The organism is Flavobacterium eburneipallidum (assembly GCF_027111355.2).
GTDB classification, from domain to species: Bacteria; Bacteroidota; Bacteroidia; order Flavobacteriales; family Flavobacteriaceae; genus Flavobacterium; species Flavobacterium eburneipallidum.
The window spans coordinates 119260-140655 of record NZ_CP114291.2 but is presented as its reverse complement, the minus strand read 5'-3'; the positions used below and the strand labels follow the sequence as shown (position 1 = coordinate 140655).

The 21396-nt window shown below is 34.5% G+C and carries 16 protein-coding genes; 7 read left to right on the top strand and 9 right to left on the bottom strand.

The features are described 5' to 3' along the window. Window positions 1-6: 6 nt before the first annotated feature. Window positions 7-855: a pantoate--beta-alanine ligase gene (gene panC, locus OZP15_RS00570; RefSeq protein WP_269226555.1), complete on the bottom strand. Its 849-nt coding sequence runs from the start codon at window positions 853-855 to the stop codon at window positions 7-9. A 107-nt stretch (window positions 856-962) separates the two neighbouring features. Here panC and OZP15_RS00565 point away from each other — a divergent pair, with 107 nt between their 5' ends. The 6 genes from OZP15_RS00565 to OZP15_RS00540 all read left to right on the top strand — a co-directional run bounded on the left by OZP15_RS00565 (window position 963) and on the right by OZP15_RS00540 (window position 10462). Continuing rightward, entirely contained in the window at window positions 963-1769 is an 807-nt protein-coding gene (locus OZP15_RS00565) for a glycogen/starch synthase (protein ID WP_269226554.1), read from the top strand. Window positions 1770-1792: 23 nt separating this feature from the next. Beyond that, complete coding sequence (gene bamH / locus OZP15_RS00560) at window positions 1793-3403, top strand: BamH family beta-barrel-assembly machinery protein (protein ID WP_269226553.1); 1611 nt, start codon at window positions 1793-1795, stop codon at window positions 3401-3403. A gap of 8 nt (window positions 3404-3411) precedes the next feature. Next, complete coding sequence (gene glmS, locus OZP15_RS00555) at window positions 3412-5259, top strand: glutamine--fructose-6-phosphate transaminase (isomerizing) (RefSeq protein ID WP_281336706.1); 1848 nt, start codon at window positions 3412-3414, stop codon at window positions 5257-5259. A 204-nt stretch (window positions 5260-5463) separates the two neighbouring features. Beyond that, on the top strand, window positions 5464-8352 hold the full coding sequence (locus OZP15_RS00550) for a TonB-dependent receptor domain-containing protein (RefSeq protein ID WP_281336705.1): 2889 nt from the start codon (window positions 5464-5466) through the stop codon (window positions 8350-8352). Between the two features lie 244 nt (window positions 8353-8596). After that, window positions 8597-10108 carry a F0F1 ATP synthase subunit beta gene (atpD, locus tag OZP15_RS00545; protein ID WP_281336704.1) on the top strand — a complete coding sequence of 504 codons (1512 nt, stop codon included), beginning with the start codon at window positions 8597-8599 and terminating at the stop codon, window positions 10106-10108. Between the two features lie 72 nt (window positions 10109-10180). Then, a complete protein-coding gene (locus OZP15_RS00540) occupies window positions 10181-10462 on the top strand; it encodes a F0F1 ATP synthase subunit delta/epsilon (RefSeq protein ID WP_269226552.1) in 282 nt (93 codons plus the stop codon). Window positions 10463-10587: 125 nt separating this feature from the next. Here OZP15_RS00540 and OZP15_RS00535 read toward each other — a convergent pair whose 3' ends face one another. From OZP15_RS00535 to hflX, 3 genes are all read right to left on the bottom strand, one after another. Further along, window positions 10588-12324 carry a DUF885 domain-containing protein gene (locus OZP15_RS00535; RefSeq protein ID WP_281336703.1) on the bottom strand — a complete coding sequence of 579 codons (1737 nt, stop codon included), beginning with the start codon at window positions 12322-12324 and terminating at the stop codon, window positions 10588-10590. 14 nt (window positions 12325-12338) lie between these two features. After that, window positions 12339-14381, bottom strand: a complete 2043-nt coding sequence (locus OZP15_RS00530; protein ID WP_281336702.1) for a M3 family metallopeptidase — start codon at window positions 14379-14381, stop codon at window positions 12339-12341. 213 nt (window positions 14382-14594) lie between these two features. Continuing rightward, window positions 14595-15827 carry a GTPase HflX gene (gene hflX / locus OZP15_RS00525; protein WP_269226546.1) on the bottom strand — a complete coding sequence of 411 codons (1233 nt, stop codon included), beginning with the start codon at window positions 15825-15827 and terminating at the stop codon, window positions 14595-14597. Between the two features lie 205 nt (window positions 15828-16032). On the opposite strand from hflX, the gene OZP15_RS00520 reads away from it, so the two are divergent. Then, window positions 16033-17682 carry a DUF4139 domain-containing protein gene (locus tag OZP15_RS00520; RefSeq protein ID WP_281336701.1) on the top strand — a complete coding sequence of 550 codons (1650 nt, stop codon included), beginning with the start codon at window positions 16033-16035 and terminating at the stop codon, window positions 17680-17682. A 135-nt stretch (window positions 17683-17817) separates the two neighbouring features. Here the strand turns inward: OZP15_RS00520 and OZP15_RS00515 are convergent, their stop codons facing one another. The 5 genes from OZP15_RS00515 to OZP15_RS00495 all read right to left on the bottom strand — a co-directional run bounded on the left by OZP15_RS00515 (window position 17818) and on the right by OZP15_RS00495 (window position 21388). Next, window positions 17818-18855: an aldo/keto reductase gene (locus tag OZP15_RS00515; protein ID WP_281336700.1), complete on the bottom strand. Its 1038-nt coding sequence runs from the start codon at window positions 18853-18855 to the stop codon at window positions 17818-17820. Between the two features lie 2 nt (window positions 18856-18857). Beyond that, window positions 18858-19199 (bottom strand): HepT-like ribonuclease domain-containing protein, encoded by a 342-nt coding sequence (locus tag OZP15_RS00510; protein ID WP_269226544.1) that lies wholly within the window; start codon window positions 19197-19199, stop codon window positions 18858-18860. Beyond that, complete coding sequence (locus OZP15_RS00505; RefSeq protein ID WP_269226543.1) at window positions 19189-19503, bottom strand: nucleotidyltransferase family protein; 315 nt, start codon at window positions 19501-19503, stop codon at window positions 19189-19191. The genes OZP15_RS00510 and OZP15_RS00505 overlap by 11 nt, the downstream gene beginning before the upstream one ends. Window positions 19504-19612: 109 nt before the next feature. Then, window positions 19613-20554, bottom strand: a complete 942-nt coding sequence (locus OZP15_RS00500) for an OmpA/MotB family protein (protein ID WP_269226542.1) — start codon at window positions 20552-20554, stop codon at window positions 19613-19615. Window positions 20555-20623: 69 nt separating this feature from the next. Beyond that, window positions 20624-21388: an exodeoxyribonuclease III gene (locus OZP15_RS00495; RefSeq protein ID WP_281336699.1), complete on the bottom strand. Its 765-nt coding sequence runs from the start codon at window positions 21386-21388 to the stop codon at window positions 20624-20626. Window positions 21389-21396: the final 8 nt, after the last annotated feature.

The following is a 21396-nucleotide window of genomic DNA, read 5'->3' as shown; positions in this document are numbered from 1 at the left end:
AGTAAATTAATTTAATGAAATGGTGTCAATCAATCGAATATTATTGACAAATACGGCTATAAAAGCACGGTATTTTTTGTTTTTAACTTTTTTTAAACAAGGCAAAAGCGTCTTCTCATCGGCAATTTGAAAATATTCTAATTGGAAATCAGGGTTTTTTTCAAATGATTTTTTAACCCAATTGGTCACAGCATTTGCACTATTATTTTCGAATTTGGCTTTGGCTTCTAGTAACGTTTTGTAGATAATGCCTGCTTCTTCTTTTTCTTTGGGAGTTAAACGGGCGTTTCTCGAACTCATCGCCAATTTATTGGGTTCTCTATGAATTGGACAACCTATTACATTGACGTTTAAGTTATTTTTAGCTACCATTTTCTTCACAATTTGCAACTGCTGAAAATCTTTTTCACCAAAGTAAGCGTTAGTCGGTTCTACAATTTCAAAAAGACGTTTTACAATAGTTCCTACTCCATTAAAATGACCAGGTCTGAATTTTCCTTCCATTTGGTTTTCTAGTCCATCGAAATCGAAGGATTCTGACACCGTTTGACCTTCATAAATATCTTCTACAGTGGGAGCAAAAACAATTATTTCTGGATTTAAAGCTGCTATTTTTTTAACATCTTCCTCTAGTGTTCTTGGGTATTTTTCTAGGTCTTCGGGATTGTTAAATTGAGTCGGATTTACAAAAATACTCACCACCGTAGCCTGATTTTCCTGCATAGATTGCTGCATCAATGATAAATGACCTTGGTGTAAAGCACCCATCGTTGGCACAAAACCAATAGTAGAATTACTCGTTTTAATCGATTTTAAATAATCTTTCAAAGCGGCTTTCCCGTTGAAAATTTGCATCTGTGTTTTGTTGAAATAGTTTGCAAACTTAATATTTTAGTCTATAACTGCATAAAATTTTGTAATTTTGCTCGGTTTTTATTGCCAATAATTAAGTAAATTTCAATATGGAAGATAAGAGGATATTGTATGTATCATCTGAAGTTGTGCCTTATCTAGCTGAAAATGAGGTGTCTTCAATGTCTTATGAAGTGCCGAAAATGATAAATAATCAAGGAGGACAAATAAGAATTTTCATGCCAAGATATGGTAATATTAACGAGAGAAGACATCAATTGCATGAAGTAATTCGTCTTTCGGGAATGAATTTGGTAGTAAATGATTTGGATATGCCTTTGATTATAAAAGTAGCATCAATCCCAAAAGAAAGAATACAAGTTTATTTTATAGACAACGACGAATATTTTAAGAGAAAAGCTACGTTTACGGATGAAGATGGAGTTTTGTATCCTGACAATGATGAGCGTGCTATTTTCTTTGCCAAAGGTGTTGTCGAAACGGTAAAAAAACTGAATTGGGTTCCTGATATAATTCACGTTCATGGTTGGCTTGCAGGAATGTTGCCTATTTACATGAAACATTATTATAAAAATGAAGCTTTATTTTCGGAAACTAAAATTGTAACTTCGGTTTACGGTCAGTCTTTTGACGGAACTTTGGATAAAGAAATGATCAATAAAGTAAAGTTTGACGGAGTACCGAATGATAGTGTTTTAGATTTAGAATCTCCAGATTACGAGAATATTATGAAAGCTACCATTGCCCATTCTGATGCTGTGATTATTGCTTCAGAGCAGGTATCTCCAAGTTTAACAAAATTTATAGAATCTTCAGGCAAACCTTTTTTACCTTTCGCCCCGAAAGATAAATTTGCCGAGGCATATACTAATTTCTATAAAAATTCTGTTCTATAAATTTAAAATATTTCCCATTGAATATGTGTAATAATAATTTGTTCAAAGCTCTTTTGCTATCTGTAAGTATTGGTCTTTTCATTTCTTGCGACAAAGATTATAATGAAATCGGCGAGGGCTTAATTGGTGAAAACCATTTTGATTTAGATAGTGAAAATTTTAGTGTCGTTGCTTACAATCAAGAAATAAGTCCCATCCAATCTAATAATCTTCCAATAAATGCTTTGGGGATTTACAACAATACCGCTTTTGAAAAAACAACAGCTAGTTTTGCTACAGAAGTGGCTTTGGCAACAGTAAGTCCTGTTATAGGGGTTAATGCTGTTATAGATAGTGTGGTTATAGATATTCCTTATTTTGTGGATGTTACTAAAACAACTTCAATTACAGCTGCAGGTGTTGCAGCAGGCAATACTTATGTTTTAGATTCAATTTATGGAGCTGATAAGGCAAAAATAAAATTAAGTATATACGAATCAGGTCGCTATATGGGACAGCAAACAGGAGTGGGTCAACTTTTTTATACCAATCAAAACACTGAATTTGATGGTAAAAAAATTGGAGACCGTTTGAATGATGCTACTGATAAATCTCAAAATGATGAATTTTTCTTTAATCCTAAACAGCATGTTTTCTCAACAACTGTTGATAATGTAACAACAAAAACCTATGGGACTCCGAGTATGCGTTTGAGATTGAATAATGATTTTTTCAAGAATAAAATATTGAATGCTCCTGCTAGTGCATTAGTGACTAATGAAGCTTTCAAACGTCATTTGAATGGATTGTATTTCAAAGTAGAACAATCAGGAACTGATTCAGGAAGTTTGGCAATGATGAATTTTGCTAGAGGAACCATAACAATTAAGTACAAAGAAGATCTTGTTACAACTACTGCAACAACAAGAGTGGATAAAACAATTGTGCTTAACCTGACCGGAAATACGGCAAGTCTGTTGGACAAAACCAATCCAAATACGGCTTACACGAGTGCAATTAATACTCCCGATAAAGATCTTGGTGATGAAAAATTATACTTAAAAGGGGGAGAAGGTTCCATGGCGGTGTTGAAACTTTTTGGACCTGATAATTTCGGTGACGATGGTTTAACTGGCACTCCAAATGGTGTAGCAGACGAATTAGATAGAATTAGAAAAAACAAATGGTTGATTAATCAAGCTAGTCTTATTTTGACTGTTGATGCTGCTTCAATGGCAAATAGTTATGAGCCAGAAAGACTTTATTTGTACGATTTTACTAATAACGCTACTATTTTGGACTATTTTATTGCTGCTGCCTCAACTAGCAAATATGTTTCTAAATTTACTTTTGGGGGCTATTTAAAAAGAGACGCAACTACTCAAAAAAGAGGAGTTTCTTATAGAATCAATCTGACGAGCCATATTAGAAATCTAGTAAAAAATACCGATGCTAAAAATATAGAATTAGGACTTGCAGTAACTGAAGATATAAATATTGCTGACTTTTATAAATTAAAAACTCCAAGTGGATCGTTCATACAAGCACCAGTGACAAGTGTTATGAATCCTTTAGGAACAATTCTTCACGGAAGTAATTCGACTGATGCGAACAAAAAATTGAAACTTGAAATTTATTATACTAAACCTAATTAACCAAAACTATGTGTGGAATTGTTGGATATATCGGTCATAGAGAAGCTTATCCTATTGTAATTAAAGGTCTCAAAAGACTGGAATACCGAGGATACGATAGCGCAGGTGTAATGTTGTATGATGGTGCAGACTTAAAGCTGTCTAAAACAAAAGGAAAAGTTTCGAGTCTGGAAGAAAAAACTTCAAAAGAGATTTCTACAAACGGAAGTATCGGAATGGGGCATACTCGTTGGGCAACTCATGGGGTTCCTAATGATGTCAATTCTCATCCGCATCTTTCTAATTCAGGTGATTTGGCGATAATTCACAATGGAATTATCGAAAATTATGCACCTCTAAAAGAAGAATTAATAAAAAGAGGTTATACATTTCATTCTGATACTGATACAGAAGTTTTAGTAAATCTTATTGAAGAAATTCAAATAAAAGAAAAACTTACACTAGGAAAAGCCGTTCAGGTAGCCTTAAACCAAGTGGTGGGAGCTTATGCTATTGCCGTTTTTGACAAAAAAAATCCAGATGAAATTGTGGTAGCTCGTTTGGGAAGTCCACTGGCAATTGGAGTAGGAGAAGGAGAATATTTTATAGCATCTGATGCTTCTCCGTTTATCGAGTACACATCAAATGCTGTTTATTTGGAAGACGGTGAGTTAGCCAATATTAGGTTGCACAAACCAATGAAGGTCAGAAAAATCAAAGACGATTCGTTAGTCGATCCTTATATTCAAGAGCTTCAAATGAATTTGGAGCAAATAGAAAAAGGTGGTTACGATCACTTTATGTTGAAAGAAATATATGAGCAGCCAAGCGTTATAAAAGATACTTACAGAGGAAGACTTCATGCCAATAAAGGAATTATCCAAATGGCAGGAATTGAAGACAATATCGAGAAATTCCTCAACGCCGATAGAATTATAATAGTAGCCTGCGGAACTTCATGGCATGCCGGATTAGTTGCCGAATATGTGTTTGAAGAATTTACTCGAATTCCAGTTGAGGTAGAATATGCTTCGGAATTTAGATACAGAAATCCAATTATCAATTCCAAAGATGTGGTAATTGCTATTTCTCAATCGGGCGAAACCGCCGATACTATGGCAGCGATTAAGTTAGCCAAAGAAAAAGGAGCTTTTGTTTTTGGAGTTTGTAATGTGGTTGGTTCTTCTATTTCAAGAGAATCGCACGCTGGAGCTTACACACACGCTGGTCCAGAGATTGGAGTAGCTTCAACGAAAGCATTTACAACCCAAATTACAGTTTTGACCATGATTGCTTTGCGTTTGGCAAAAGCAAAAGGAACTTTGTCTCACGCCGATTTTCACAGATATTTAGAGGAACTAGAAATTATTCCCGAAAAAGTAAAAGAAGCATTAGAAACAAACGATAGAGCTAAAGAAATAGCGAATGTTTTTAAAGATTCACATAATTGCTTGTATTTAGGGCGTGGGTATAATTTTCCTGTTGCATTAGAAGGTGCTTTGAAATTAAAAGAAATCTCATACATCCACGCCGAAGGATATCCTGCAGCCGAAATGAAACACGGTCCAATTGCCTTGATTGATGCTCAAATGCCTGTAGTGGTTATTGCACCAAAACAAGGTCATTATGATAAAATAGTAAGTAACATTCAGGAAATTAAATCTAGAAGTGGAATTATTATTGCTGTTGTTACAAAGGGAGATACACAAGTACGTGAACTGGCTGATTATGTTATTGAAATTCCAGAAACATCCGATGCTTTGTCACCACTGATTACAACAATTCCATTGCAATTATTGTCTTATCATATTGCAGTGATGAGAGAATGTAATGTAGATCAACCTCGAAATTTAGCCAAGTCAGTTACGGTTGAATAGTAGTAAATTATAGTTGTGGTTTAGAAAAGCGAGATTTTATCTCGCTTTTTTTATGGTGTAATTTATTGGTTGTTGAATCCTTTAATATAAAATAATTATAAATAAGTATAATTTTTTATTGATTGTTATTTTTTTTAGCATTTTGATTATTAATATCAAAATTATTCCTACTTTTACTAGGCTAATCCATAAAACTAAATTAAAATGAAAACCTACTTATTTTTTCTATCTCTATTATTTTGCAGCTTTAGTTTTGCACAAAATAAAGTTACAGGTTCAGTTACTGATTCTAACAATCAGCCTGTTCCGGGTGCTAATATTCAAGTTGTTGGCGATAATGCTGGATCTGTCACAGATGCAGATGGAAAGTTCTCTTTGAATACCTCAAAAACATTGCCTTTTACAATCGAAGTAACCAGTGTGGGTTATGAGTCAAAAAAAATGAGTGTTACTTCAAATGAACAAAATGTCAGTGTAAAACTTTCTGGAGAAGAAACAAAACTAGATGAAGTAGTGGTTTCTGCTTCAAGAACTCCCGAACGAATTTTAGAATCACCTGTTACTATTGAAAGAGTAGGGATTAAAGAGATTAAAAGAACAGCTTCACCAACTTTTTATGACGGACTAGAAAATCTAAAAGAAGTGCAAATGAATACCAGTAGTTTGACTTTTAAATCCATAAATACTAGAGGTTTTGCTACTGTTGCCAATACGCGTTTTATGCAACTGGTAGATGGAATGGATAATTCATCTCCGTTGCTGAATTTTGTTTTAGGAAATATGATTGGTGTATCTGATATTGATGTGCAAAGTGTTGAGTTGTTGCCAGGGGCGTCTTCTGCTTTATATGGTGCCAATGCTTTTAATGGAATTATGTTCATGAATAGCAAAAGTCCGTTTACTTATCCTGGAATTTCAACTTATCTAAAATACGGAGCAACAAGCCAAAAAGAAGCGGGTACAAACGAATATCATGATTTTGGAATACGAATGGCACATGCTTTCAACAAGTATTTTGCGGCAAAAGTGAATATGACTTTTATGAAAGGAACAGATTGGTATGCTACTAATTATAATGAATATCAAAATGGAGAGGTGACTAGTAATGACAGAACTAATCCGAGTTATAATGGGTTAAATGTGTATGGTGATGAAGTAGCAATTAATTTAGCAACTGTAGCTCCAGCATCATTAGTTGCGGCAATTCCTTCTTTGAACACAGTCGTTTCTAGAACAGGATATAATGAGGTTGATTTAACAGATAATAAAGCGAGTAATACCAAGATTGATTTTTCTCTTCATATAAGACCTTTGGGAGATGAAAGGGTTGAAGTGATTTGGCAAAGTAAGTTTGGTTTTGGAAATGCAGTGTATCAAGGAGCGAATAGATATTATTTGAATAATTTTTCTATGCAACAGCACAAATTAGAAATAAAAGGTAAAAACTTTTTTGTTAGAGGATACACTACTTCTGAAGACGGTGGAAAATCGTATGATATGCTATTTACAGGAATCAATGTCAATAGAAAGTGGAAACAAGATGCTACTTGGTTCTCGGATTATATTACCAAATATGCAGGTGCTTATTCAGGCGCAGTCTCTGGTATAACTCCAGGTAATATTGTGGCTTCTCACGCTTTTGCACGTAGTCAGGCAGATATTGGTAGATTGATACCAGGAACGGCAGCTTTTAAAGACGCATTTAATCAAGTTATTGCCGATCCAAGTGTATTAACAGGTTCAAAATTGGTAGATAATTCTAGAATTTACCATTCGGATGCTAATTATAACTTTAAAGACATTATTAAATTTGGAGAAATTCAAGTTGGAGGATCATATAGACAATATCAATTAAATTCTTTTGGAAGAATTTATACAGATGCAGATAGTCCAATTAATTATAATGAGTATGGAGTGTACACACAACTTCAAAAAAAATTCATCGACGATAGATTGAAATTCACAGGATCTATTCGTTATGATAAATCCAAAAATTTTGACGGAAATTATTCGCCAAGAGTATCATTAGGATATGCTGCTGGAGATAAAAAACAGCACAATTTAAGAGCTTCTTATCAAACTGGATTTAGAAATCCTACTACACAAGATCAATATATTGGTTTCAATGTTGGAAACGCAGTCTTAATTGGTTCTGCACCTGATAATTTATTACGCTATTCAGAAACATTGCCTGTAGCTAATTCTATGGGATTAGGATACTTGTATGCTGGAGGAACTACGTCGATTATGACTGGAGAAAATGCTTATCTAAACTCTTTTACAGCAGCATCAGCAACAGCATTTGGTGCGGCGATGAGGGCTGCAAATCCAACAACTCCAGCAGCTTTAGTGGCAGCACAAATGGCAGCAGCGCCTTTATTAAAAAAAACAAATGTGGGTTATGTAAAACCAGAAGAAGTAAAAGCGTTTGAATTAGGATATCGTTCTCAAATTAAAGATGTGAATATCGACCTTAGTGGTTATTATAATACATATAACAATTTTATTGGTAATACAAATGCTGCGGCTCCATTGTATGGTGATGCAAGTGATAATGTTAATTTTACAGGAGCTTTAACACCCGCAGCAGATGAAACTTATAAAGCTGTATTTGCAATGACTAATAGCCAATTTAGAGCGTATCAATTATATACCAATACAGTTTTAGAAATTCATTCATTAGGTTTTGGAATTGGAGTTTCTAAAAAAATGTTTGGGAATTATGATTTTGGAGTGAGTTACAACTATGCTCAATTTGATTTTGATCAAACCAAAGATCCCGATTTCGAAGCGGGTTTCAATACACCAAAACACAAAGTGAAAGCCTCTGTAGGAAATGATAAATTGTTCAAAAATTTTGGATTCAATGCCAGCGTAAGATGGAATAATGAATATTTGTGGCAATCTACAATGGTGGATGGTATGATTGATGCAGCTACTGTTGTCGATGCTCAAATTAATTACGGACTTCCTAAACTGAAATCAGTAATTAAAATTGGAGCAGCAAATATTGGTAACAAAGAATATACACAAGTATTAGGAGCGGGTGCCATAGGTCAGCAATATTTTGCTTCTTGGACAATCAATCCTTAAATGGTAATTTTAAATATTTAAAACCATCGCTTAATGTGATGGTTTTTTGGTTTTTAGCAAATTCAAACGGTTAATTTTACGTATAAAAATGACTAATTTAAAAGAGATTATTTTTTTTATAACAAAAGGGTTGATTTTTATATTTTAAAAAATTACCTTTGCGCACTGAAAATGCAGCCTCTTGAAATGTTTCAATAAGTTGTGCTTTATAAACCTAAATAGCTATTTAATAAATACATAAGCAATGTCAAAAGTAATAGGAAAAGTTGCCCAAATCATCGGACCAGTTGTCGATGTAGTTTTCAACGGAAAAGATGTTGAACTTCCAAAAATTTATGATTCATTAGAAATCACAAAAAAAGACGGAACTATATTAGTTCTTGAAGTACAATCTCACATCGGTGAAAACACTGTTCGTACCATCTCTATGGATTCAACAGACGGTTTGAGCAGAGGTTATGAAGTGGTTGGAACAGGTGAGCCAATCAAAATGCCAGTTGGTGCAGATGTTTACGGACGTTTGTTCAACGTAATTGGTGATGCTATCGATGGTTTAGGAAACTTGCCAAAAGATGGTGAAAATGGATTGTCTATTCACAGAGCAGCTCCAAAATTCGAAGATTTATCAACTTCATCTGAAGTTTTATTCACAGGTATTAAAGTAATCGACCTTATTGAGCCTTATGCAAAAGGAGGTAAAATTGGTTTGTTTGGTGGTGCTGGTGTTGGTAAAACAGTATTAATTCAGGAGTTGATTAACAATATTGCAAAAGGTCACGGTGGACTTTCAGTATTCGCAGGAGTAGGAGAAAGAACACGTGAAGGAAATGACTTGCTTCGTGAGATGTTAGAGTCAGGAATTATTAAATACGGAGAGGAATTCATGCACTCTATGGAAAATGGAGGATGGGATTTGTCTAAAGTAGATATGCCAGGAATGAGAGAGTCTAAAGCTACTTTCGTTTTCGGACAAATGAATGAGCCTCCTGGAGCTCGTGCACGTGTGGCACTTTCAGGATTATCTATTGCAGAATATTTCCGTGATGGAGCAGGATCTGATCAAGGAAAAGATGTGTTGTTTTTCGTTGATAACATCTTCCGTTTTACACAAGCAGGTTCAGAGGTATCTGCACTTTTAGGTCGTATGCCATCTGCGGTAGGGTATCAGCCAACATTGGCAACAGAGATGGGAGCCATGCAAGAGCGTATTACTTCTACAACAAAAGGTTCTATTACATCAGTACAAGCGGTTTACGTTCCTGCGGATGACTTAACAGATCCAGCACCAGCAACTACATTTGCTCACCTTGATGCAACAACAGTATTGTCTCGTAAAATTGCCGAGTTAGGTATTTATCCAGCAGTAGATCCATTGGATTCTACTTCTAGAATCTTGACTCCACAAATTATTGGTGATGAGCATTATGACTGTGCACAAAGAGTAAAAGAAATTCTTCAAAAATACAAACAATTGCAAGATATTATCGCGATTTTGGGTATGGAAGAACTTTCTGAAGAAGATAAACTTTCTGTATCTAGAGCACGTCGTGTACAACGTTTCTTATCTCAACCTTTCCACGTAGCGGAGCAATTTACAGGTATCCCAGGAGTTTTGGTTGATATTAAAGATACTATCAAAGGATTCAACATGATCATTGACGGTGAGTTAGATCACCTGCCTGAATCAGCTTTCAACCTTAAAGGTACCATTGAAGAAGCTATCGAAGCTGGAGAAAAAATGTTGGCAGAAGCTTAAAAATAGTGTTCAGTGTTCAGTGTTCAGTTCTAAACTGAACACTGAATACTGATTACTGAATACTAAAAAATTATGATTTTAGAAATAGTATCACCAGAAGCAAAATTATTTTCGGCAGAAGTTACTTCGGTAACATTACCAGGAATTGACGGAAGCTTTCAAATATTGAATAATCACGCTCCAATCGTTTCAGTCCTAGGAAAAGGTGTTGTAAAAATTGAGGCTTCAAGTTTCAAGTTTTCTAAAGAGGTAGCAGGTAAGTTTACTAAAGTTAATGACCAAAATTATACTTTAGCTATCACTTCAGGAACTATTGAAATGAAAGACAATAAAGTGATTGTTTTAGCAGACTAAAACATTCATTTATGAATTAAAGAAGCATCCTGATTAAGGGTGCTTTTTTTATCGGTTAATGAAAATGAAAAGGTCTGGTTTCTATATAGAAACCAGACCTTTTTTTGAGTAAAATAGAATACTAATTATAGAATTTTATTCCAGATAGCTTTGTCTTTCAATAAGATTTGACGCATGGTTTGGATAGGCATCATGCCGTTGTCCAGCATGGCATCGTTGAATTTTTGCAAACTGTAGTTTTTGCCTTCTTGTTTTTTGTAATCGTCTTGCAATTTCAAGATTTGCAATTTTCCTAAAGTATAGAACAAATAACCCGGATCATAAGTGCCACGCAAAGCTTCCTGACGAGATGGTTTGTCACCTTGATACCAGTTTTTCATAAAAAAGGCAGTCGCTTCGTCCACATTCATTCCATAGCAATGCGTTTGGATAGACACACACAAACGGCAAATACGCAACAAGGCATCACCTGATTGTGCCATGCGAAATTTTGCCGCTTTAATTGGGTCACCGTTGTTACCAAAACCTGCATCGAGCACCATTTTTTCGGTGTAATGTGCATAGCCCTCGATAAAAGCATAGCTGCCAAAAACCTTTTGAATTTTCGAAGCATCAGAAGCATTTAGATGTAAAAATTGAGTATAATGTCCAGGATAAGCTTCGTGAATAGAAACCACATCGGTGGTGTAAAAATTAAATTGCGCCAACCATTCTTCTTGTTGTTGCGGTGTCCATTTGGGGTCAACTGGAGTGATGTAATAATAGGCTTCGGTGGCTTTGGTTTCAAATGGGCCAGGTGTATCCATTGACGCTGTACTTGTGGCTCTAGCAAAAGCAGGTGTTTCTTCTACTTTTACCCGCACTTCCGACGGAATAGTAATAATCTTGTTGTCAATCATAAATTGGCGAATGGCTTCCAGATTTTTTTTGGCATCTGGAATCAAACTTTCTGCCGTTGGATGTTCTTTTTGCATATCATTGTAAACATCAATTGGCTTTTTGTTGGGGTTGATGATTTTTGCGGCAGCGTTAAAAGCCGCTTGTTCTTTTTGTAATTCTTTCATTCCAATAGCTAAAATGGCATCGGCAGACATGGTGATTCCTTCGCCATATAACAGCATTTTTTGATAATTTTCTTTGCCGATAGCGTAGTTTTGAGTCGCTTTGGGTAATTTTTCTTTTTCCAGAAAATCAGCATAATCATTGATAGCAACAATGGCTTTTTGATTAGCACTATTGAAAGCCTTCATCAACGAATCATTTTTAACGTCTTTCAAAGCAACCAAAAGATCTTTCCCTAAAAACGAAGCCGAACCTCTAGCAATGTCAATCGCTAATTGAATGTGTGGTAATGCCAATGAATCTTGTAAATTTGCCTTTGCTGCTGCATAAAATTGCGGAGCTTCATTCTCAATAGCAATAATCGATTTGATTTGTTGTTCTAGTGGAGCAAAATTTCGTTTGATGTAAATATTTACATCAATGGATCCAGCATAAGTCATCGGGTTTTTGGTATAAACTTTTAAATCTTCTATGGCAAACAATTCGTTCTTAATATTGGAACGCAACATTTTCCAATCGTAATATTCTTTGGTACTCAAAGAAGCCGAATCTATTTCAGCAAATTTTTGGTTGAATTCTTTTAGTCTTGATACCTCGGCTGCGATGGATGTTTTACTATAATCAGCCATTTTTCCGTCGTATTCGTGAAGTCCAAGCGAAACTCCAGATTGCGGTCGCCAATCCAAATAGCTTTTCAAATAATCTTCGGATAATTTTTCGAAATCGGTGTTTTTAACGGTTTTGGTACAACTAAAAAAAGTTAAAACAACGACAGCTAAAAGTGAAATGTATTTTTTCATTGGTGTTGACTGGATTATTTTTTAATTCCCAAAGATTCCGTAAAAGCATCTGAATTGGATTTTCGACCCAAAAACTTTTCTACCATATCAATTTCTTGAGCGGTTGAACCTTTTTCGAGAATTTCTTTTCGGTATTTAATTCCAGTTGCTGCATCCATTACACCATTCTTTTTGAAAAGAGAAAACATATCTTGAGCATACACTTTCGACCATAAATAGCCATAATAATTAGCGCCATATCCATTCAAATGGGTGAAACTGCAGATCATGTGATTGTTATCATCAAAAGGCAATTGGTTCAAAAGGGATATTTCTTTAAAGACTTTCAAAATTCCTTTTTGTTTGGTTTCTTCGTATTTGTCTTCATACGTAAAATCGGTAAGGCCTAATGAAACTTGTCGAATGTACTGGCTTCCTATATTTACCTGTTGGGTTTGTTTCATTTTGTCGAACAGTTCTTTTGGCAATGTTTCTCCTGTTTTATAGTGCTTCGCAAAAAGTTTTAAAGCATCGTATTCCCAACACCAATTTTCTAGAAATTGAGAAGGTGCTTCGATAAAATCACCTTTCAAACCAAAAGCATTTTGAGAAGCAATAGCTGGATGACCCAATAACCAATGTACCAAATGACCGAATTCGTGAAACATAGTCACCACATTTTGATGTGGTAATAACGAAGGTTCGTTAGCTGTTCCTTCTGGGAAATTACAAACCAAAGCCGCTACAGGAAGTACTTCGGTAGTTCCTTTTTTCAGGTACTGACTCATCGGGAAGCAAGCAAAATGGCTGTATTTATTGGCTCTTGGAAACAAATCCAAATAAAAACTTCCAGCTTTTTTGCCTTCACACCATATTTCATAGGTTTTTACTTTGCTGTCCCAAACAGGCATATTTGTTACCGCTTTTATTTCAATCCCTAACAAAGATTCATACACATTAAACATTCCAGCTAAAGTAGCATTCATTTCAAAGTATTTTTTAACCTCGTCTTTGTCTAGTTTGTATTTGTCATTGAGCATTTTTTTGCTGTAATAAGCAAAATCAGAAGGTAAAAATTCGCCCGATTCAGTTGGATTTACTTGTTTTTTAAATGCTTTTAGTGTTTGAACTTCTTCTGTAACCAAAGGAGTCAGTTTTTGAATCAAATCGTTCTCGAATGCCCAGACATTTTCAGGTTTTGCAGCCATTTTATCCACTACTGAATAAGCCGCATAAGAAGAAAATCCAAGTTTTTTAGCGTACGTATTTCGGTAATAAAGTAAACTGTCTAAAACGGTAATATTTTGTGGATAGGCTCTGTTGTTGTAACGCAAACCAAAAACTTTTCGAGTATTTGAATTTTCGGCATTTTCACTAATTTTTGTAACATTGGTGTTATTTACCGGAATTACATAAGTGCCGTTTGGATGTTTCCAAGATTGTAGTGATTCGGCATCGATCCCTTTTAATTCGCTTTCGCTAAAAGTTAAACTATCCTTGCTTTCGGCTATGTTTTTGTCGAAAGCATTACCTAATTCAATTAGTTTTTTGTTCAATGCTAACAATGGTTTTCTATCGGCAGTACTCAATTTCATTCCGCTTTTTTCGAACGAAACGATAGCTTCGGATAAATACTTTTTTTGTTTGTCGTTTAATACGATTTTTTTGTTGGTCGAAAACTTTTTCAAAGCTTTGTATAAAGGTTCATTTAAGCCTAAACCACTACCATAAACGGATAATTTCTCACTTTCGGCATAAGCTGCATTGCGAATACTTTCGTTAGAAAATGTGGACTGAATTAGGCTAATTTTTATAGATAAATCAGTCAATTCATATTGCAAATCGTCATAAGCTGTTAAAGTATTAGGAATGGTTTGTGTCTTAACAGCGACAATTTTTTTTATTTTTTCATCAGATAGTTTTATGACTTTGGCAACGGCTTCTTGTATTATGGATTCGTTTACTTTTGTATAATCGATAGGCTCGTTATCGTGTTTCAAAAGAATATTTTCAACTTTGTTTTGTGCCTGAATCATTGTGCTTAATGTCAATAAGGCGAGTATGAATACTTTTTTCATATAATAAATCTGTTGAGTTGTAATTATCAAATGATTGAAAAGTTGCATTTGATGATTTTGGTGTGTTTGTTTGTTTTCGATGAAGTAAATATAACAAAATAATCCTTAAGACAATATATTCTTATCAAAATGACGTTATTTGTAAATATTTTTCACAAAATGTTGTAATAAAAAAGACCTTTAAAAATTTTTAAAGGTCTTTTTGGTTTTTTATTATTCTTTCTCTTCTTTTTCAATCGCATCTTTGTAATCGGGATACAAAAATTTGTTGTAAGGAAAGCGAGTAATGTGAATTTGTCTCACGGCTTCGTAAACCCGTTCTCGGAATTCTTCGAAATTTTGTTTGTTTGTTGCCGAAATAAACAAAGCATTTTCTTCACCCACACGATTCATCCAAGTAGTTTTCCATTCTTCTAATGTGAAATGTCTTGGTGTTTTTTCGGTAATTAAATCGTCTTCGTCAATGGTCAAATTCTTATACGCATCAATTTTATTAAAAACCATCAAAACGGGTTTGTCCTTGGCTTTAATATCTGCCAAAGTTTGGTTTACCGATGCAATATGATCTTCAAAATCAGGGTGCGAAATATCTACAACGTGCAATAACAAATCGGCTTCGCGAACTTCATCTAGCGTACTTTTAAATGAATCTACTAATTGAGTGGGTAGTTTTCGAATGAAACCTACCGTATCCGAAAGTAAAAAAGGAAGGTTTTTAATCACCACTTTTCGAACGGTTGTATCTAATGTGGCGAAAAGTTTGTTCTCTACAAAAACATCACTTTTCCCCACAGCATTCATTAATGTAGATTTTCCTACATTGGTATAACCTACTAAAGCCACACGAACCATAGCGCCACGATTGCTGCGTTGCACACTCATTTGCTTGTCGATGGTTTTGATTTTTTCTTTCAATAACGAAATTCGATCCCGAACAATACGTCTATCGGTTTCAATCTCTGTTTCTCCAGGACCACGCATCCCGATTCCACCTTTTTGACGTTCCAAGTGTGTCCACAAACCAGATAATCTAGGTAGTAAATAAATACATTGTGCCAATTCTACTTGGGTTCTCGCATAAGAAGTTTCGGCTCTTTGGGCAAAAATATCCAAGATAAGATTGGTTCTATCAAGAATTTTGCAATCAATAATTTTGGATATATTTTTTTGTTGCGAAGGCGTTAATTCATCATCAAATATTAAGGTTGAAATGCCATTCTCTTTTACAAAAAGATGAATTTCATCTATTTTTCCAGTTCCTAGAAAGGTTTTAGGATTGGGTTTGTCCATTTTTTGCCAAAAACGTTTCACCACTTCACCACCAGCGGTATAAGTCAAAAAGTCCAATTCGTCCAGATATTCGTTGAGTTTATCTTCACTTTGGTTTTGAGTAACAATACCAACAATGGCTGTTTTTTCGAAATTTATTGTTTCTTTTTCTAACATAATTTTGAATAAGCCACAAATTTAATCATTTGCTACGGACTTTATAGAGTTGTTAACTTTTCAGATACTAAAAAACTCGATTTTTTTACTTTTTATTCTGAACAAAAAATGAGATCGATATTAAATATGAAATAAAATACCAAACCTTCCCAACCTTTTTCCGTTATTTGTTATCTATAGCAATATATCTTTAAATTGATTCATTATGAAAAAAAATCATTTCTTGTTGGCGTTTTTGGTTTCGGCATTTGCCTTTGCTCAAAAACCAATATTTGTTGCTGCCAAAGTAAAAGCGGCGACTGTTTATTTCAACTCGGCTGAAATTGCACAAACTACCTCCGTCATGTTGCCAAAAGGCACTAGCGAAATTGTGGTTAAAAATGTAGCTAATTATTTGAATGAAAATACCATTCAAATAGGAACAGCATCAACTGTTACAGTACTTTCAGTACAATTTACGGATAACTATATTTCTGAATATGAATTAGATGAAACGAATCCTGCCATAAAAAAAGTACGTGATAGTATTGCTTTAGTGAAAAAAGAAATGCAAAGAATTAGAAATACTCGTGAATCCGAAGTCAAAACCATCGAATTATTGGATAAAAACCAACAAGTTTCAGGCGTAAATTCAGGTTTGAATGTAGCGGAATTAATGAAAATGACCGATTATTATAAAACCAAACGCACCGAAGCCAAAAATAATTGCGACGCTTTAGACGAAAAATCGACTAAACTGAATGCACTTTTGGCTAAATTGAATTCTAAATTAGAAATCAACACCCAGAAAGAAGATAAAACTTCTAATGGGAAATTGATTATCCAAGTGATGAACGAAATTGCAGGTAATGTTGATTTTGATATTAATTATTTGACCAATTCGGCAACTTGGAAACCTTTTTATGATTTGCGTGCCAATAGCGTTGCCGAACCGATTAATATGATGTATAAAGCCGAAGTGATTCAAAATACAGGAATCGATTGGAAGAAAGTAAAACTAATTTTATCCAGCGGAAATCCGAATCAGAATAATCAAGCTCCAATTTTAAGTTCGTGGTCTTTAAGATACCAAAAAAATAATGCTTCATTTTCAGGTTATATGGATCAAAATTCTGTCCAAAACCAATTGCAAGGAAGAGTTGCTGGAATAGCAATCAGTAAAAATAGTCTCGCTGAAGAAGTAATTAGCGATGATAAATTTAAAGAAGTTATTGTAACTGGAATTAACTCCGCAATAATCGAAAACCAACTTAATATTTCTTTCGATATTGATATTCCGTATGATATTTTATCCAACGGAAAAGCACATAGCGTAGCGTTGAAAGAAATAAAAATTCCTGCTAGTTTCAAATATTATGCAGCTCCAAGACTAGAAAAAGAAGCTTTTCTTCTAGCAGAAATCACTGATTATTCGAAATACAATTTACTAAAAGGAGAAGCTAATATCATTTTTGAAGGTTTGTATGTAGGCAAAACACAAATTAATCCAAGTCAGACTTCAGACACTTTGAATTTGAGTATGGGCCGAGATAAGAAAATTTCCATTAAGCGCGAAAAAGTAGTGGATAAATCAGGGACTAAATTTTTATCTTCTAAAAAGGAACAAACTTTTACCTACGACATTACCATTCGTAACAACAAAAAAGAAACGGCTCAAGTACTCTTGAAAGATCAATATCCGTTGAGTTCAGACAAGGAAATCGAAATTGAATTGTTGCAAAGTGATAGTGCAAAAGTAAATACAGAAACGGGGATACTTACTTGGGATTTGGATTTAAAACCAAACGAAACCAAGAAAATCAGGATTAGTTATCGAGTAAGATATCCCAAAGATAAGACGATTGATAATTTATAAAATCTAAACACGAAGTACGCAAAGAATGCACAAAGCTCACTAATTATTTTTATATTTCTTTACAAAAAAAGGTCACAAAGAATATATTTTCTTTGTGACCTTTGTGCCTTCTTTGTGCCCTTTGTGGTTAAATAATTATGGCGCAGGATCTGGAATTACAGCCTGAACGGCATCAATTTCCTTCAAGATTTCGTCGGATAAAACCATATCAAATGCAGCGATGTTTTCCTTTAATTGTTCCATTGTAGTTGCACCAATAATGGTACTGTTTACAAAAGCTTGTTGGTTTACGAATGCCAAAGACATTTCCGTTAAAGTCAAACCATTCTTGTGAGCTACTTCTTGATATAATTGGGTGGCTTCGGTAGTTTTTGCACTATTATATCTTGCCAATTGTGGAAACAATTCAATTCTGGAATTCGGATGACTTTCGCCTGATAAATGTTTGCCTGACAATCTGCCAAAAGCCAAGGGAGAATACGCTAACAATCCCACATTTTCTCTCATACACACTTCGGCATTACCAGTTTCGAAACTTCGATTAAGTAAGGAATAAGGATTTTGAACGGTTTTAATTCTTGGTAGATTTTGGTATTTGCTTTCTTCCAGAAAACGCATCATTCCCCAAGGTGTTTCGTTCGAAAGTCCAAAATATTTTATTTTTCCTTGTTTGATAAAACCATCCAAAGTTGCTAAAATAGAATGAACATTGTCTTCCCAAGCATCATCTTGCACTTTGAAACCACGCTGCCCGAAAAAGTTGGTTTTGCGTTCAGGCCAGTGCAATTGGTATAAATCGATATAATCGGTTTGCAAACGGGTCAGACTTTTATCAATAGACAAAGCAATACTTTCAGGTGAAAAATCCATATTTTCTCTGATGTAAGCCAATCCAGGATTAGGGCCAGCAATTTTAGAAGCTAAAACGACATCTTCTCTTTTGCCTGTTTTTTTGAACCAAGTTCCAATGATTTTCTCGGTGCTGCCATACGTTTCCTTGCGTCCTGGAACGGAATACATTTCGGCAGTGTCAAAAAAATTAATTCCTTTTTCTACAGCATAATCCATTTGGGCGTGACCATCAGCTTCGGTATTTTGTTGACCAAAAGTCATTGTTCCCAAGCAAACTTTACTAATTTTTATATCGGTATTGGATAAAGTGGTGTGTTTCATTTTTATATTCCTGCGTTTAATAAATTTTCCACCTCTATTTTTAGTATTGGTAAGTGGTTAATGATTATACCCCAAATTTGAGGATTTTCGATTTCATCATATCCGTGACTAATTTTGTTTCTAGTGTTTATTATACTTCGGGTATTTGATATCGCAATAGTAGGATCAATGATCAAAAGTCGTTTTGTTGCCTCACCAATTATTTCCAAATTTCGTTCTACAGCCGCTTGCAAAAGTGCATTACTTTCATATTGCTCAAAAACTTTTGGTGTTCCAATAAAATTGTCAATGTTCTCGATACAAGTTTTTATAGCTTGCAAGGCTTGATAATATTTATTGTTCATAAATTAATTCTTTAGTTTCCTGAAGTTCCTTGATAAAATAAGGGTTTTTTGGAGTTGATTCTTGTAATAAATCGACACTACGATGAAATGTATCTTCAATAGCAAACTGTAGATTCCACATTAATTCTCCTTTTAATAAAGGGTCGGTTATTTCGGGTTTGAAATTTATTAAAATATCCAAATCACTTTCATCATTGAATTTATCGGTAAGAATAGAACCAAAAAAATAAGCATTTTTGATTTTATGTTTTTTAAACAAATCAATTATAATGGGCAAATTGGATTGAAAATTTGGATGTATCATAAGTTTGAAATTAATCGTTAAATTTTCATTATAAGCTGGAGTAAAAATACAAAAGGTTCGCAGAAAAACCACGAACCTTTTGCAATTTAGTTCTAAACTACTATTAGTCTTAATTTATCTCATTCAACATATTAGCAATTTCGTCTAATTTCGGAGTTAAGATAATCTCGATTCTACGGTTTTTTGCTTTTCCTTCAGCTGTTGTATTACTGGCTAATGGCGAGAATTCTCCTCTGCCAGCAGCGGTTAGATTTTGTTTGTTAACGGCTTTGTTTTCGCTCAAAATCGCAACAATAGCAGTTGCTCTTTTGGTAGATAAATCCCAGTTGTCAGCGATTGGTCCAGAACCTCCGTACGGAACATCATCCGTATGTCCTTCAATCAAAACAGAAATTTCAGGATTATCGCCCAATACTTTCCCTACTTCCACAACTGCTTTTTTACCTTCGGAACCTACAGCCCAGCTTCCTGAACTAAACAACAATTTGTTCTCCATAGAAACATACACTTTTCCGTTTTTTTGTTCTACGGTCAAGCCTTTTCCTTCAAATCCATTCAAGGCTTTTGAAAGGGTTTCTTTTAGTTTTCGCATACTGGCTTCTTTGGCAGCGATCAAATCTTCTAATTCTTGCAAACGTTGTGCATTTTTGCTCAATTTTTCTTGTTCCAATGCCAATGCTTTTTCTTTGGCAGCTAATTGCTCTAATAATTGACGATTTTTCGCCATATTCGCTTTCAAAGATTCATCACTATTTTTCTCTAAAGCGGCATAAGATGCTTTTAAAGCATCCATATTTTTGTTGGTAGCAACCAAATCAGCTTGTAGTTTTTCACGTTCCGATTTTACTTTTGCTAATTCTTTGTTCAAAGCATCACGATCCAATTCTAGTTTGTTTTTTGCTTTTTTTAACTCTTCATTTTCATCAGAAATACTTCTGTTTTCTTTCTTTAAATCGGCAAATTTGCTTTCTAAATCATTGTATATTTTCTTGGAAACACAAGATGTAGATAATGCTATAATCAACAATCCGAGGGAAATTTTTTTTATCATTTTAGTTAATTTGAAATTGATGTTTTATTCTTTTTTGAAATTGAAATTGTCATTGCCATTAAAATTGATTTATTCTATTTCTACTAAACTCGGACAGTGGTCAGAATGTTTGGCTTCGGGTAATATAACGGCTCTTTTGATTTTTTGTTTTAAAGGTTCGCTAACCAAACAATAATCGATACGCCAACCTTTATTCTCTAATCTAGCCGATGGAAATCGCATCGTCCACCAAGTGTAATGATGTGGTTCTTTGTTTAAATGACGGAAACTATCAACGAATCCACTTTTCATGAAAGCGTCCAGCCAAGCTCTTTCTTCGGGTAAAAATCCAGAAACTTTTTTGTTTCGAATGGGGTCGTGAATGTCAATGGCTTCGTGACAAATGTTGTAATCACCACAAATAACTAGATTGGGAATTTCCTTTTTCAATTCGTTAATGTAATTTTGAAAATCATCCATAAACATGAATTTATGGTTCAACCTTTCAATATTCGTGCCAGAGGGTAGGTACAAACTCATTACGGAAAGATCATCAAAATCAACACGAATATTTCTTCCTTCAAAATCCATGTGCTCGATTCCTGTTCCGAAAACCACATTGTTGGGTTTTATTTTGGATAAAATGGCCACACCACTGTAACCTTTTTTGGTGGCGGGAAACCAGTAATGATAAGGATAACCAGCTAATTCAAAATCCAATAGCGGAATTTGTTCTGGAGTGGCTTTTATTTCTTGTAGGCAAATTACATCGGGATTTGCTTGTTGTAACCAGTTAATAAAACCTTTTGAGATAGCGGCTCTGATACCGTTGACGTTATACGAAATGATTTTCATTATTTTTA

What these genes read in the sequence shown, in the direction of transcription:
- hflX (WP_269226546.1), bottom strand. Translation starts at nt 15,827, where the DNA reads ATGTTAGAAAAAGAAACAATAAATTTCGAAAAAACAGCCATTGTTGGT.
- OZP15_RS00540 (WP_269226552.1), top strand. Translation starts at nt 10,181, where the DNA reads ATGATTTTAGAAATAGTATCACCAGAAGCAAAATTATTTTCGGCAGAA.
- OZP15_RS00515 (WP_281336700.1), bottom strand. Translation starts at nt 18,855, where the DNA reads ATGAAACACACCACTTTATCCAATACCGATATAAAAATTAGTAAAGTT.
- OZP15_RS00495 (WP_281336699.1), bottom strand. Translation starts at nt 21,388, where the DNA reads ATGAAAATCATTTCGTATAACGTCAACGGTATCAGAGCCGCTATCTCA.
- OZP15_RS00510 (WP_269226544.1), bottom strand. Translation starts at nt 19,199, where the DNA reads ATGAACAATAAATATTATCAAGCCTTGCAAGCTATAAAAACTTGTATC.
- OZP15_RS00550 (WP_281336705.1), top strand. Translation starts at nt 5,464, where the DNA reads ATGAAAACCTACTTATTTTTTCTATCTCTATTATTTTGCAGCTTTAGT.
- OZP15_RS00520 (WP_281336701.1), top strand. Translation starts at nt 16,033, where the DNA reads ATGAAAAAAAATCATTTCTTGTTGGCGTTTTTGGTTTCGGCATTTGCC.
- bamH (WP_269226553.1), top strand. Translation starts at nt 1,793, where the DNA reads ATGTGTAATAATAATTTGTTCAAAGCTCTTTTGCTATCTGTAAGTATT.
- OZP15_RS00500 (WP_269226542.1), bottom strand. Translation starts at nt 20,554, where the DNA reads ATGATAAAAAAAATTTCCCTCGGATTGTTGATTATAGCATTATCTACA.
- panC (WP_269226555.1), bottom strand. Translation starts at nt 855, where the DNA reads ATGCAAATTTTCAACGGGAAAGCCGCTTTGAAAGATTATTTAAAATCG.
- OZP15_RS00530 (WP_281336702.1), bottom strand. Translation starts at nt 14,381, where the DNA reads ATGAAAAAAGTATTCATACTCGCCTTATTGACATTAAGCACAATGATT.
- atpD (WP_281336704.1), top strand. Translation starts at nt 8,597, where the DNA reads ATGTCAAAAGTAATAGGAAAAGTTGCCCAAATCATCGGACCAGTTGTC.
- OZP15_RS00565 (WP_269226554.1), top strand. Translation starts at nt 963, where the DNA reads ATGGAAGATAAGAGGATATTGTATGTATCATCTGAAGTTGTGCCTTAT.
- glmS (WP_281336706.1), top strand. Translation starts at nt 3,412, where the DNA reads ATGTGTGGAATTGTTGGATATATCGGTCATAGAGAAGCTTATCCTATT.
- OZP15_RS00505 (WP_269226543.1), bottom strand. Translation starts at nt 19,503, where the DNA reads ATGATACATCCAAATTTTCAATCCAATTTGCCCATTATAATTGATTTG.
- OZP15_RS00535 (WP_281336703.1), bottom strand. Translation starts at nt 12,324, where the DNA reads ATGAAAAAATACATTTCACTTTTAGCTGTCGTTGTTTTAACTTTTTTT.